The following is a 13,544-nucleotide window of genomic DNA, read 5'->3' as shown; positions in this document are numbered from 1 at the left end:
CACGGCGGAGGGGCCGTCCTCGCCAGAAAACCTCTCAGAACCCGCCGATGGTCGTCCTGGCAAGGTGGATGCAAGCGGCTGCGCCGCTTCCAAAGGCGCAGACGGCATTCGCCGACAGGCTCTTAGCGGAACCCGAGCTTCCCCGGACTGTGGGTGCCCCCGGCGGTCAGTGCCCGACCATCGGTTCACCTGCCGCGCAGCACCGCCGGGAGCTCGTCGGGGTGGACCACGCCGAGGCGCTGGGTGGCTCGGGTCAGCGCCACGTAGAGGTCGTTGAGCCCGCGCTCGGATCCCGCCACGATCGCCGCCGGGTCGACCACCAGGACCGAGTCGAACTCCAGGCCCTTGGCCTGGTCGACGGTCAGCAGGACGCACGGCGATTCCAGGTCGTCCGGGCGGGTGCCGATCACCGCGTCCGGCAGGGATGCCGCCAGCCGCGGTCCGATTCCGGCCAGCAGCTCCGGCGGCATCAGCACCGCGAGGCGGCCATCCCCGACCCCGCGCAGTTCCTCGGCGACCGCCTCCGGCAGCGCGGCGGCGAGGTCGTCGACCTGGCGGGTCCACGGCTGGTGCCCGCTGGTGCGCACCGAGCGCGGTGCCACCAGCTCGGTGTCCATTTCGGACAGCACGTCGGCGGCGATGGCCATGATCTCGGCCGGGGTGCGGTAGTTGACGGTCAGCTCGACCAGCTTCCAGCGGTCTTGCACGTACGGGTGCAGCACGTCGTGCCAGGAGTCGGCCCCGGCCAGCGCGCCGGTCTGGGCGACGTCGCCGACCAGCGTCATCGACCGGCTCGGGCAGCGCCGCATCAGCACCCGCCACGCCATCGGGGACAGCTCCTGCGCCTCGTCGACGATGACGTGGCCAAAGGTCCAGGTGCGGTCCTCGGCCGCGCGTTCGGCCGCGGTCAGGTCGCTGGTGGCGCGGAACCGCTCGGCCAGCAGGTCGGCGTCCAGCACGTCGGAGACCCGCAGCCGTTCCTCGTCGGCGAGCTCCTCGTCCTGCTCCATGATGTGCAGAACGCCTTGCGCGTAGGCGAGTTCCTCACGCTGCTGGCGTTCGCGCTCGGCCCGCTCCTGGGCGTCGTCTTCGCCGAGGAGCTCGGCGAGCTCGTCCAGCAAGGGCACATCGGTGGGCGCCCACGGCGTGCCCGGCAGGCGCAGCAGCTCGTCGCGCTCGTCGTCGTCGAGGTGCTTGCGGGTTGCGGTGGCCAACCGGTCGGGCGAGCACAGCAGGTCGTCCAGCAGCTCCTGCGGGGTGATCTCCGGCCACAGCTCATCCAGCGCCTTGCTGACCACCGCATCGGCGCGCAGTTCGCGGTTGATGTCGTCGAGGTCGCGGCGGTCCAGTAGGTCGCGGCCCAGCCGGTCGGCGACCTGCAGGGTCAGCGCCGAGAACATCTCGTTGCGGAAGGCCCGCCGGGCGAGGTTGTGCGGCCTGCGGGACCGGCGGGCGCGGGTGCGAGCCTGGGTCGCGGTGCGCCGGTCGATGCGCAGCGCCTCGCCGTCGAAGGTGAGTTCGGTGTAGTCCGCGGGCACCTGCTGCCGGTCGCGGACCGCGGCGGCGAGCACGTCGACCATGCTCGCGCGGCCCTTGATCTCCGCCGCCCGCGCGGATTCCCCGCCGGTGGCCGTGATCCCCGGGTACAGACCGCCCACAGTGGACAGAAGGACGCCGGTTTCACCCAGCGACGGCAGGACCTGCCCGATGTAGCGCAGGAACGTCGGGTTTGGCCCGACCACGAGCACGCCGCGCTTGGACAGCTGCTCGCGGAAGGTGTACAGCAGGTAGGCGGCGCGGTGCAGCGCGACGGCGGTCTTGCCGGTGCCGGGGCCGCCCTGCACCACCAGCACGCCGTTCAGCCCGGCGCGGATGATCCGGTCCTGCTCCCCCTGGATGGTGGCGACGATGTCCTGCATCTGTCCGGTGCGGCGGGCGTCGAGCCGGGCCAGCAGCGTGGCCTCCCCGGCCAGCCCCAGGTCGCTGCCCTGCTCTGCGGCGTCGAGGTCAAGCACCTCGTCCTCGTAGTCCAGCACCTTCCGCCAGCTGGTGCGCAGGTGCCGCCGCCGGCGTACGCCGTCCCGCGCGGCGGCGGTGGCCAGGTAGAATGGCCGGGCCGCCGGGGCCCGCCAGTCCACCAGCAGCGGCTCGTACTCGTTGTCCTCGTCGAACAACCCGAGCCGGCCCACGTGGAACGTCTCGCCGCTGTCGAGGTCCAGCCTCCCGAAGCACATCCCGTGCTCCACCGCGCTCAGCTGGGTCAGCCTGTCGGTGTACATCCGGGTGGAGATGTCGCGTTCGGTGCGGGCCTGCGGCGGGCCGCCGCTGTCCCGCAGCGTTTCCTTCAGCCGCCGCGTGGTTTCCTGCCGCAGGGCGTCGAGCTTCGCGTACAGCATCGAGAGATACTGCTGCTCGGCTGCGATCTCCTGGGCGCGGACGGTGTCCCGATCTACTCGGGCGTTGGACAATTCGCCACCTCGTGCCTGGGCGGGTTCGTTGGGGGCGGGCTTGCGACCTGCGCGCAGACCCGACCCGCCAATATACCGCCTCAGTAGCCCGAGTAGCTGCCGCCGGACCTCAGGCCTGCGACGCCGGGGACGTTGCCGAGCGAGCCGTAGGTCGTGATCGCGTACCGGGTCGCCGCGACGATGTTGTCGACCGGGTTGTAGATGTCGCCGTGGCCGGGCAGCGCGTAGGACTGGAAGGTCGGCTCGATGGTCTGCATCAGACCGATCGACGGGGTGCCGGCCGCCGCGTTGGAGTCCCAGTTGTTGGTGGCGTTCGGGTTTCCGTTGGATTCGTGCATGATGATCGTGCGGATCGCGTCGGCGTCGACCTGGTCGCGCGGGATGCCGTTTTTCTCCAGAACGCCGATCGCCTCGTTGATCCAGCCGCCGATCTGGTCCTTGGGCTTCTCGGCCACCTGCTCGGCCGGCGGCTCCTGCTTCGCCGGTTCGGGGGCAGCCTCGGGGGCGGGCTGCGCGGCGGGAGCGGGGGCGACCTCAAGGGCGGGCGCTTGCGCGGGCGCCGCCGGGACGGGGAGCTGCTCAGCGGCCAGCGAGGTGACGTCCGCGGCGGCCTGCACCTGGGGGTTCTCGGTCTTCGTGCCGGCGGAGGTGAACACGGCGATCACGCCGAACGCGGCCACGGCGGCACCGAGCTGCAGGGACCGCGACTTCGGGGGAACGCGGTGCTGCCGGTTCGCCGAGTCGCCGGCGAACGCGGCGCGGATCCAGCTCGCCGCCTGCGGGACTGCCCTCTCCCAGCGGTGCCGGTCGGGGCAGCGGGTATTTCGGTCGGGGAGGTTCTGGTCGGGGATGTTCGGTTGGTCGGGGGTCACGAGAACCGAGAATCCGGGACGGAGAGTGCACGCGCACCGAGGTTTGTACGTACACGGGTACCTAGGTTCAACCAATTGGGCGAGGATTCGGGGCGGATCGACTACAGAAAGTGAGATTGCCTGGAAATGGTGTCGCTCGTATCACTCGTCTTCTGCGCGGCCACCCAGCCGCCGATCTGCGCCCGCGACGAGAAGTCGAGCTTGGTCAGGATGTTCTGCACGTGGCCCTCGACGGTGCGCTGCGCGATCACCAAGCTCTCGGCGATCTCCTTGTTCGTCTTGCCCTGCGCGACGAGCTCCGCGATCTGCCGCTCGCGCCGGGTCAACGGCATCGGGTGCACGTTGTCGTCGGCGCGCGGCCGCGCGTGCCGCTTGACCTCCAGCGCGAAGTCGATGGTGTCCGCCAACGACAGCTGACGGCCGCGGTCGAACGCCGCCTGGAAGGCCGAATCCCCGAGCGCCGAGCGGGTCTGCGCCTCGTGCTCGTCATGGTCTCCGGCGAACCTCGCCCAGAAGCCAGGTGCCGCTCGCACGGCGTCCCACACCGCCGAGGCCGCGCCGAACAGCCGGGCGGCGCGGTCGTTCCTGCCCTGCTGCTGCGCGATCCAGGAGAGGGTGTCGATGTTGAAGGCCATGCCCAGCCGGTTGTCCAGCTCGCGCTGCAGCCGCAGCGCCTCCTTCGCCGCGGCCTCGGCCCGCTCCGGTTCGCCCCGCCGCACCTCGACCTGCGCCGACGCCCACAGCGAGTAGGAGCGCCAGTACAGCTCGCCGAGCTCGGTCGACGACCGGATGCCTTCCGAGAGCAGCTCCAGCCCGGACTCGTGATCTCCGCCCAAGCCCTTGATCAGGCCGAGCCCGAACAGGGCGAACAGCTCGCCGACGAGCACGTCGTGCTTGCGGAACCGGCTGAGCGCGTCCTCCGCCAGCCCGGCGGCGCGCGGCGAGTCGTTCAGGAAGAACGCCGCCAGCCCGCGCACCAGCGCCAGGTACGCCTTCTCCGTCTCCTCGCCGCGCTGAGCGGCCAGCACCGTGGCCTGCTCCGCCGTCGGCAGGACCTTGTCGAGATCGCCCTGCAGCAGGGCGAACCACGCGCTGACCCACAACGCGCGCACCCTCTCGGGCACTTCGGTGGGAGCGATGGCCAACGCCTGGTCGAGCCAGTGCCGGGCCTCGCCGTTGAGACCGCGGATGCCCCAGTACTGCCAGAGGTCGGTGCACATCTGCAGCGCTACCCCGGCCGTTTCCGGGCTCGCCGCGGCCGTGTGCAGCGCGACGCGCAGGTTGCCCTGGTCGCTGCGCAACCGGTTGACCCAGGTGACCTGGTCCGGGCCGATCCACTCCGCGGCGAAGCGCCCGGCCAGATCGGAGTACCAGGCGCAGTGCCGCTGCCGCATGGTCGCCAGCTCGCCGGACTCGACGAGCTTGTCCTGGCCGTATTCGCGCAGGGTGTGCGGCAGCCGGAAGCGGACCTCGCCGCCTTCCTCCTCGCGCATCAGCACCGACTTGTCCACCAGCGAGTGGATGGCGCCCAGCACATCGGAGTCCGACAGCCCGTTGCCGGCCACGTGCTCGGCGGCCGCGAGGTCGAAGGACCCGGAGAACACCGACACCCGCGCCCAAGTGATCCGGTCCTGGGTGGTGGCCAGCTCGTAGCTCCAGTCGATCAACGCGCGCAGCGTCTGCTGCCGGGCGGGAGCGCCGCGACGGCCCTCGGTGAGCAGGTCGTAGCGCTCGGCCAGGCGTCCTTCCAGCTGCTGCAGCGACAGCGACCGCAGCCGGACCGCCGCCAGCTCTATCGCCAGCGGGTTGCCGTCGAGGTGATGGCACAGCCGCATGAGGGCGATGGCGTTCTCGTCGTTGGTGACCTCGAACTCGGGGACCGCGGCCTTGGCCCGCTCGACGAACAGCCGCACCGAGGCGAACTGCTCGTAGGACTCCGGTGGCGGCAGGTGCTCGATGTCGGGCACCTGCAGCGGCGGGACGACCATGGTCGCCTCACCGGCGACGCCGAGGGACTGCCTGCTGGTGGCCAGCACCCGCACCCCGGGGCACCAGCGCACCACCGCGTCCACCAGCAGCGCGACATCCTCGATCACTTGCTCGCAGTTGTCCAGCACGAGCAGCATCTCGCGGGACTTGAGCTGCTCGATGACGGTATCGATGTCTTCCCCGCCGGACGGGCCGCCGATGCCGAGCTGCTCGATGACCGCGTCGACCACCAGCGAGCCGTCCCGGATGTCCTCCAGTCCGACACACCACGCCTTGCCGCGGAACGAGCGGCGCATGTTGCCCGCGACCCGAATTGCCAGGCGGGTCTTGCCCACGCCGCCGGGGCCGGTGAGGGTCACGACCCGGGATTCGGCCAGCAGTCGCTTGGTGTGGGTGATCTCGCGGCGTCGGCCGACGAAGCTCGTGACGTCGGCCGGGAGGTTGCCCGCTGGCTCCCGCACACGGGCTCGCGCAGTGGAGACCACGCTTCGAGCTTAACCCGCTGCGCGGCCCCTGACCTGGGATCTTGACTCGTGAGCACTTTGGGCTGCTACGGCAGGCTGCTACGGCAGCCCAAAGTGCTCACGACCCCGACGGCCGGTCAGGGCTTTGGCACCCAACGAGTGCCTTGTCGCCGTACGACAAGTCGGAGACGGGGTGCCCGTTCGCGTCGCGCAGCCTGGCGACATCGCCCTTGTCGTTCCAGATCGGTCGCTTGCTGCCGTAGGAGAAGCCGCCGTAGCCGGGGTGCATCTCGTTGGTGTAGACGCGGATCCGCTGCCCCGGCTGCAGCACCGTCCCGGGCGGGAAGGTGAAGTCCTGCCCGGGGTCGTCGGCCCCCAGCACCCAGCCGGACATCTCAGCGCTCACGGTGCCCCGGTTCTGGATCTCGACGTACTCGTCTGCTTGGGCTCCCTTCACCTTCCCCTTGTAGACCACCTCGGTCACCACGACATCCGGCTTGCCCACCCGGGAGAACATGGCGACTATGTGAGCGCTGTTCGATCCGTTCTCGGGGCTCTTGAACTGCCTGACGATCTGCCCGTCCTGCTTGAACCCGCTGATCACAACTGCGTATTCCGCGCCGTTGACCTTCACCGTCTCGGGAGAGACGAACGTCGGCAGGTCGACCAGGTCGTCCGGAGCCGCAGAGTTGTTCGGCGTTTCGAAGTGGTGGAAGCGGAAGCTGAAGTCGCTCTTGGTTCCGTCGTCGAATTTGATTTTGACCTTGAGATCCACGTCGAACTGGTTCGACGACATCGGTGTGGTCGGGAAGTTCTTGTGCGTAAAGGTCCCCAACGTGAATTCTTGGCCGTCGAGCCGCACGTCGACCCTGCCGCCGCGGAACTCGTACCCGCTCCCGCCGTCGCCCCACGTCACGTGCTCGGTGTCCAGGCCTGATGCTTCAGAGGAAGGGAGGCTGATCAAGGACCAGGTGCCCGAAGTGGTAGCAGTGCTCATAGCATTGTCTCCTAAATACGAGCAGAATTCGTTCAGGAGTGACCTGAAGAGAAGCGCCGAGTTCTCGGTGATTCCGGCGGCGCACGTGTTGGAGGGTTCTCGACAGGCTCGTCGTCTACGGTCTGGTCGCAGCTTCATGGTCACCACTGCACGCCCACTAACGTGGTTCCGGGAGCGCACAACCGCATGAAAAGCCAAGCCGCAAGAGCCCGAAGGCGCTGTCAACGGCCGGGCATAGGGTGGCGGCGTGCGGTTCGACGGTTTCGGGGATGGTGCGCTGGAGTTCTTCGACGGCCTCCGGGCCGACAACTCCAAGGCTTATTGGGGCGACAACCTCGCTCTTTACCAGGAGCACGTTCGGGCTCCGATGGAGGCGTTGCTCGCCGAGTTGGAGCCCGAGTTCGCGCCCGGGTTCGGGAAGGGCAAGGTCTTCCGGCCGTACCGGGACGTGCGGTTCAGCGCCGACAAGTCGCCCTACAAGACGCACTGCGGCGCCGTGATCGAGCAGGGACGCGGGAGCGGCGCCTACTACGTCGAGGTCGGCGCGGACGGGATGCTCGTCGCCGGGGGCTGCTACCACACCGAGTCCGACCAGCTGGCCAGGTTCCGCGCCGCGGTCGACACCGACATCCACGGCGAGCGGCTGCGGGCGTTGCTGGCCGCGCTCGTCGGGCAGGGGTGGGAGATCGCGGGAGAGACCCTCAAGAGCCGGCCGCGCGGCTTCGCGGCCGACCACCCGCGGCTGGACCTGCTGCGGCACCGCACGCTCTACGCATTCCGCGCCTGGGAGTCCGATGACATCCTCTACGAGCGCGCTTGCCTGGACCGGGTTCGGCAGTCCTGGGTCGCGGTGCGCGAACTGAACCAGTGGTGCGCCGACCACATCGGAGTCACCGAGAAGAAGCGCCGCTGACCTGCCGCATCCGCCGCACGGCCGCCCAGCCCGCCACCGCACCCGCCACGTCGACGAGCCCGTCGGCCACCTCGCAGCTGCGGCCGATCGGCAGCAGCCCCTGCAAGATCTCCGAGGCGGCCGCGTAGCCCACCAGGCCCGGCAGCAGCCTCGACGTCCGGAATCCGGCGATGCGGCCGGTCGCCGCCAGCGCGCCGAACAGCACGAAATGCACCACCTTGTCGGTGCCCGGCGGCGCGGTCGGCACCCCCGAGTCCGGCGTGAAGATGATCACCAGGCTGGCCAGGACCGCGACGCCGAACAGTATCCGGGTGAGCCGCGTTCTGTAATGATCCAGCAACGATCTCTCCGATCGGCGTCGACAGGCATGGCTGAGTGCTGCGCACGTCGGTCAACAGACTACGCTGGCATAACGTGAGTCGACGAGCCAAGATCGTTTGTACCATGGGCCCAGCCACCGCCACACCGGACAAGGTGGCCGAGCTCGTCAGCAGCGGAATGGACGTCGCCCGGCTGAACTTCAGCCACGGCAGCCACGCCGACCACCAGCAGGTCTACGAGATGGTGCGGGCCGCGGCCAAGGAGTCCGGTCGCGCCGTCGGCATCCTCGGTGACCTGCAGGGGCCGAAGATCCGCCTCGGCAAGTTCGCCGCCGGGCCGGTCGAGTGGCGAACCGGCGACATCGTGCGCATCACGGTCGACGACGTCCAGGGCACCCACGACCGGGTGTCCACCACGTACCAGGGCCTCGCCAGCGATGCCAAGGTCGGCGACCGGTTGCTGGTCGACGACGGCAAGGTGGGGCTGATCGTCACCGGCGTCGAGGATAACGACGTCATCTGCGAGGTGACGGAGGGTGGTCCGGTCTCGGATCACAAGGGAATTTCCTTGCCTGGCATGGATGTTTCGGTGCCAGCACTGTCCGAAAAGGACATCGAGGACCTGGAGTTCGCGCTCGAGCTGGGCGTGGACTTCATCGCGCTGTCCTTCGTCCGCAGCCCGGCCGACATCGATCTGGTGCACCAGGTGATGGACCGGGTCGGCCGCCGCATCCCGGTGATCGCGAAGCTGGAGAAGCCGGAGGCCGTCGACAACCTGGAGGCCATCGTGCTGGCCTTCGACGGCGTCATGGTCGCCCGCGGTGACCTCGGCGTCGAGTTGCCGCTCGAGCACGTGCCGCTGGTGCAGAAGAAGGCGATCCGGATCGCGCGGGAGAACGCGAAGCCGGTCATCGTCGCGACCCAGATGCTGGACTCCATGATCAACAACTCGCGTCCGACGCGGGCGGAGACCTCCGACGTCGCCAACGCGGTGCTCGACGGCACCGACGCGGTGATGCTCTCCGGCGAGACCAGCGTCGGCCGCTACCCGGTCGAGACAGTGCAGACGATGGCGCGCATCGTCGAAGCGGTCGAGGCGGGATCGACGGCACCGCCGCCGCTGAGCCACGTCCCGCGCACCAAGCGCGGCGTCATCTCCTACGCGGCGCGCGACATCGGCGAACGCCTCAACGCCAAGGCGCTGGTCGCCTTCACGCAGTCCGGCGACACCGTGCGCCGGTTGGCCCGGTTGCACACCAGGCTGCCGCTGCTGGCGTTCACCCCCGAGGAATCCGTGCGGAGTCAGCTCGCTCTCACTTGGGGGACGGAGACGTTCTTGGTCCCTAAGGTGGACACCACGGACCAGATGGTGCGGCAGGTGGACCAGGCGATGCTGTCGATCGGCCGGTCGCAGCGCGGCGATATGGTCGTCGTCGTCGCGGGCTCGCCGCCCGGCACGGTCGGTTCCACCAACCTCATCCGCGTGCACCGGCTGGGCGAGGAAGACCACGTCTGATCCGCATTCTCGGACGGGAGCCACCCGGCGCTCCCGTCCGGCAAACCAGCGTACTACTCCGAGGAGAGCAGTGACCGAAGCTGCCCGAGCCGCTGCGGCCGATCCCGCGGGAACCCGCCTGCAGGGCGAGGTCCTGCGCGACGTCAACGGCATGCCGCACGGCCAACCGGTGCTCGACAGCCTGGTCGCGCTGCTCGACCTCGAACGCATCGAGGAGAACATCTTCCGCGGCGTCAGCCCGGCCTCCTCGCCGGTCCGCGTGTTCGGTGGCCAGGTCGCAGGCCAGGCACTGGTCGCCGCCGGTCGCACCGTGCCGCCGGAGCGGCGGGTGCACTCGCTGCACGCCTACTTCATCCGGCCCGGCGACCCGAGCATCCCGATCGTCTACGAGGTCGACCGCACCCGCGACGGCCGGTCGTTCACCACCCGCCGCGTGGTCGCCGTGCAGCGCGGCAAGACGATCTTCTCGCTGTCCGCGTCCTTCCAGGTGGACGAGGACGGCATCGACCACGCCGAGCCGATGCCCGAGGTGCCGGACCCCGAGACGCTGCCGACCTTCGGCGAGCAGATCGGTCCGATGATCGAGAAGCTCGGGCGCGCCCAGCCGAGGCCGATCGACGTGCGCTACGTGACGGAGCCGCCGTGGGTCAGCCGCGACCGCGGCCCGCGCGAGGCCCGCAGCCAGGTGTGGATGCGCGGCGACGGCGTGCTGCCCGACGACGACCTGCTGCACGTGTGCATCGCGGCGTTCGCCTCCGACATGACACTGCTCGACGCGGTGCTGGCGCGGCACGGCGTGTACTGGGGCCTGGACAAGGTCAACGGCGCGAGCCTGGACCACGCGATGTGGTTCCACCGGCGCTTCCGTGCCGACGAGTGGCTGCTCTACGACTGCGCTTCGCCCAGCGCCTCCGGCGCTCGCGGCCTGGCCACCGGCCGGTTCTTCTCCCGCGACGGCCAACTCGTCGCCACCGTCGTGCAGGAAGGCCTGCTCCGGGTAACCGACTGATCACGCCTGGCCGGACCGGCGGCGGCGCTTCGGGCGCAGGTGCCGCGGCGGCGTCAAGGCTCGGGTGTGCAGCTGCTCCAGCACGATCGAGCTGGTGAAATGCCGGACCTCGGTGCGGGACGCGAGCTTGTCCACCAGGAACTCCTGCAGGTGTTTGGTGTCGGCGACCGCCACGTGCAGCAGGAAGTCGGCCTGCCCGCTGACGTGCAGCAGGGAGCGGGTTTCCGGCTGCGCCATCACGAATTCCCGGAACATGTCGACGACTTCGCGGGTGTGCGGGCGGACGTTGATCGCCACCACCGCCTCCAGCGCCAGCCCCGTCGCGGCGGGGTTGACGTCGGTGTGCGACCCGGTGATCACGCCCTGTTCCCGCAACCTCCGAACCCGTTGCAGGCAGCTGGACGCCGCCAACCCGACCCGCTCGGCGAGGACCCGATTCGGCAAGGTCGCGTCGTTCTGCAATTCCTCCAGGATCCGCCAGTCCACCGAATCGAGTTCTACAGATTCCTGCACAACCGAACATGCTACGGCGTGACTGGCGTGACGGCGAACGAACATCGAAGATTTCGGTATCCCACCGCTGATCCGATTCGAAGGAGCCGTCGTGCACATCGCCTGGGGGTCGTTCCTGCTGGCGCTGCTGGTGATCGTCCTGGTACCGGGGCCCGACTTCGTGCTGGTGACCCGCAACGCCGCGAACGGCGCGCGCTGGGGCTGGCTCGCGGCGGCCGGTGTGACCTGCGGGCTGCTGCTGCACGCGACGGCGGCGACCGCGGGGCTGTCCGCGCTGGTCGTGACCGTGCCCGCGGCGCTGCTGGTGGTGAAGGTGATCGGCGTCGCCTACCTGGCCTGGATGGGCCTGCAGATCCTGCGGAAGTCCGGCGTGGTGCCGGCGGGACCCGAGGCCGACGTGCCGCGCTCCGGCGGCGCGGTCTTCCTGCGCGGGCTGCTGACCGACGTGCTCAACCCCAAGGTCATGCTGACCTTCCTGACGCTGCTGCCGCAGGCCATGGACCCGGCGGCGGACCCGGTGACGCAGGCCGCGCTGCTCAGCGGCGTCGCGGTGTCCGCGTTCGCGGCGTGGTGGCTGGCTGTGGTGCCCTCGGTGCGCTGGCTGTCCGCTTTCCTGGCGGATCCGCGTCGCCGCAAGGCCTTCGAGCGGTGCTGCGGCGGGGCACTCCTAGCCATGGCGACCGCGATCGCCGTGGGCTGAGGCCCGTTTCGGCGGGACCGCGTTTCGGCACCGTCCGTGTAAATCCGTTGACCGTCCGTGACGACCGTGCCTACGCTGCATGATCTGGTCGGGCGAGCCGAGGGAGCTGCGCGATGCGTCGACGGTGGGGAGTGGCGTTCGGACTTGCAGTGGCCCTGGAGGCATCGGTCGTCCTCGTGGCGCCGTCCGGTGCTGCGCCCAGCGGGCCGGACGCGCTCCGCATCGACCTCGACAACATCCTCGCCGACCAGCGGCTGAACGGCTCGCACGCCGGCGTAGTGGTGCGCGACCCGGCCACCGACGAGGTGCTCTACAGCCGGCAGGCGGCGGACCGCGCGACTCCGGCGTCGAACGCGAAGCTGCTCACCTCTGCCGCGGCTCTGGAAGCCCTGGGGCCGGAATACCGGTTCCGGACCGATGTGGTGACCGATGCTCCGCAGCTGGGTCCGGTGCTCAGCGGCGATCTCTACTTGCGCGGAACCGGTGACCCGACGCTGCTCGCGGCCGACTACGACCGGCTCGCGGAACAGGTCGTGGCGTCCGGGATCCGGCTGGTGCGCGGGAGGTTGCTGACCGACTCCAGCTGGTTCGACGACGTGCCGCTGGGCACGGGCTGGGCCTGGGACGACGAGCCGTACTACTACGCCGCCCGGGTCTCGGCGCTGACGGTGGCGCCGAACACCGATTTCGACGCCGGAACCGTGATCGTGCGGGTCAGCCCGACCGCCGAAGGCCGGCCCGCAGCGGTGCGACTGGAACCGGCGACCGGGGTGGTGCAGATCGACAACCGGACCACCACCTCGGCCGCGGCTGGCGAACCCGATGTGACCGTGGCGCGCGAGCACGGCGGTTCCCGGGTGGTCGTGAGCGGGACCGTCCCGGTCGGCGCGCAGCCGTTCGAGGACTTCACCACGGTTCCGGACCCCGCCGGGTACGCCGCGGACGTCTTCGCGCGTGCACTGGCCGCGCACGGCGTGACGATCCGGGGAGTGGGGAAGGGCACCGTGCCGACTGGTGGGCGGGAGCTCGCTTCGCGGCAGTCGATCCCGCTGCGCGAAATCCTCGTGCCGTTCCTGAAGCTGAGCAACAACGGGCACGCGGAAGTCCTGGTGAAGGCGATGGGGCGGGAGATTCGTGGTGACGGCAGCTGGTCGGCCGGGCTCGAAGTGCTGACCAGCAAGCTGAGCGGTCTGGGCGTCGACCCTGCGGTACTGCGCATGGTGGACGGCTCGGGACTGTCCACGATGGACCAAGTGACGCCGGAACAGCTGACGGTGCTGCTGGACAACGCTCGCGAGCGGGCCTGGTTCCGGCCCTGGTACGACGCGCTGCCGGTGGCCGGGGTTGCGGACCGCATGGTCGGGGGAACGCTCCGCAACCGGATGGCTGGAACCGCGGCCGAGAACAACGTGCACGCCAAGACCGGCTCACTGACCGGAGTCACGTCGCTGTCCGGTTACGTCACCACCGCAAACGGCCGCGAACTGGTCTTCTCGGTGGTGTTCAACGACTTCCTCACGAGCTCGCCGAAGGACCTGGCAGACGCGATCGCGGTCCGGCTGGCCGAGTACAACGGCGCCGACGACCAGCCGCGCGGCCGGGTGCACGTGCCGCAGTCGCACACGCACATCGACGATCCGGGCACGCGGGTGGACGAAAGCGCCCTCGAATGCTCGTGGGTGAAGGCCTGCTGACCCTGAGGGGCGGTGTGGGCCCGGTCTCAGGTGAGGCTAAGGGACATTCCGGAGACCGGGGTGCGGTTACGCCGGTAGCGTGAAGGCGT

General features: G+C 69.8%; 11 protein-coding genes. 5 read left to right on the top strand and 6 right to left on the bottom strand.

Translation table 11 applies throughout. The features are described from left to right. Positions 1 to 185: 185 nt before the first annotated feature. The 4 genes from FDZ84_RS03830 to FDZ84_RS37615 all read right to left on the bottom strand — a co-directional run bounded on the left by FDZ84_RS03830 (position 186) and on the right by FDZ84_RS37615 (position 6,790). Complete coding sequence (locus tag FDZ84_RS03830) at positions 186 to 2,468, bottom strand: UvrD-helicase domain-containing protein (protein WP_168584740.1); 2,283 nt, start codon at positions 2,466 to 2,468, stop codon at positions 186 to 188. 80 nt (positions 2,469 to 2,548) lie between these two features. Next, entirely contained in the window at positions 2,549 to 3,340 is a 792-nt protein-coding gene (locus FDZ84_RS03825; protein WP_168584739.1) for a transglycosylase SLT domain-containing protein, read from the bottom strand. A gap of 101 nt (positions 3,341 to 3,441) precedes the next feature. Continuing rightward, a complete protein-coding gene (locus tag FDZ84_RS03820; RefSeq protein WP_246868780.1) occupies positions 3,442 to 5,790 on the bottom strand; it encodes a LuxR C-terminal-related transcriptional regulator in 2,349 nt (782 codons plus the stop codon). Positions 5,791 to 5,911: 121 nt separating this feature from the next. Beyond that, on the bottom strand, positions 5,912 to 6,790 hold the full coding sequence (locus FDZ84_RS37615; RefSeq protein WP_210435419.1) for a lamin tail domain-containing protein: 879 nt from the start codon (positions 6,788 to 6,790) through the stop codon (positions 5,912 to 5,914). 247 nt (positions 6,791 to 7,037) lie between these two features. Here FDZ84_RS37615 and FDZ84_RS03810 point away from each other — a divergent pair, with 247 nt between their 5' ends. Continuing rightward, positions 7,038 to 7,703 carry a DUF2461 domain-containing protein gene (locus FDZ84_RS03810; RefSeq protein WP_168584737.1) on the top strand — a complete coding sequence of 222 codons (666 nt, stop codon included), beginning with the start codon at positions 7,038 to 7,040 and terminating at the stop codon, positions 7,701 to 7,703. Here FDZ84_RS03810 and FDZ84_RS03805 read toward each other — a convergent pair. Beyond that, complete coding sequence (locus FDZ84_RS03805) at positions 7,681 to 8,043, bottom strand: VanZ family protein (RefSeq protein ID WP_168584736.1); 363 nt, start codon at positions 8,041 to 8,043, stop codon at positions 7,681 to 7,683. The two genes, FDZ84_RS03810 and FDZ84_RS03805, sit on opposite strands and share 23 nt — an antisense overlap. Before the next feature lie 74 nt (positions 8,044 to 8,117). On the opposite strand from FDZ84_RS03805, the gene pyk reads away from it, so the two are divergent. Both pyk and tesB read left to right on the top strand, forming a co-directional pair. Then, entirely contained in the window at positions 8,118 to 9,539 is a 1,422-nt protein-coding gene (gene pyk / locus FDZ84_RS03800; RefSeq protein ID WP_168589780.1) for a pyruvate kinase, read from the top strand. A 70-nt stretch (positions 9,540 to 9,609) separates the two neighbouring features. After that, positions 9,610 to 10,548 (top strand): acyl-CoA thioesterase II, encoded by a 939-nt coding sequence (gene tesB / locus FDZ84_RS03795; RefSeq protein WP_168584735.1) that lies wholly within the window; start codon positions 9,610 to 9,612, stop codon positions 10,546 to 10,548. Here tesB and FDZ84_RS03790 read toward each other — a convergent pair whose 3' ends face one another. Then, the gene (locus tag FDZ84_RS03790; protein WP_168584734.1) at positions 10,549 to 11,061 is read right to left on the bottom strand and encodes an Lrp/AsnC family transcriptional regulator; all 513 of its coding nucleotides are present in this window, start codon (positions 11,059 to 11,061) and stop codon (positions 10,549 to 10,551) included. A gap of 91 nt (positions 11,062 to 11,152) precedes the next feature. Here FDZ84_RS03790 and FDZ84_RS03785 point away from each other — a divergent pair, with 91 nt between their 5' ends. Next, positions 11,153 to 11,761 (top strand): LysE family translocator, encoded by a 609-nt coding sequence (locus tag FDZ84_RS03785; protein WP_168584733.1) that lies wholly within the window; start codon positions 11,153 to 11,155, stop codon positions 11,759 to 11,761. 113 nt (positions 11,762 to 11,874) lie between these two features. Continuing rightward, a complete protein-coding gene (gene dacB, locus FDZ84_RS03780; RefSeq protein ID WP_168584732.1) occupies positions 11,875 to 13,455 on the top strand; it encodes a D-alanyl-D-alanine carboxypeptidase/D-alanyl-D-alanine-endopeptidase in 1,581 nt (526 codons plus the stop codon). Positions 13,456 to 13,544: the final 89 nt, after the last annotated feature.

It is taken from the genome of Saccharopolyspora sp. ASAGF58, assembly GCF_012277335.1.
Classification (GTDB): domain Bacteria; phylum Actinomycetota; class Actinomycetes; order Mycobacteriales; family Pseudonocardiaceae; genus Saccharopolyspora; species Saccharopolyspora hattusasensis.
The sequence above is the reverse complement of the archived record's forward strand: the minus strand, read 5'-3'. Positions and strand labels throughout refer to the sequence as shown.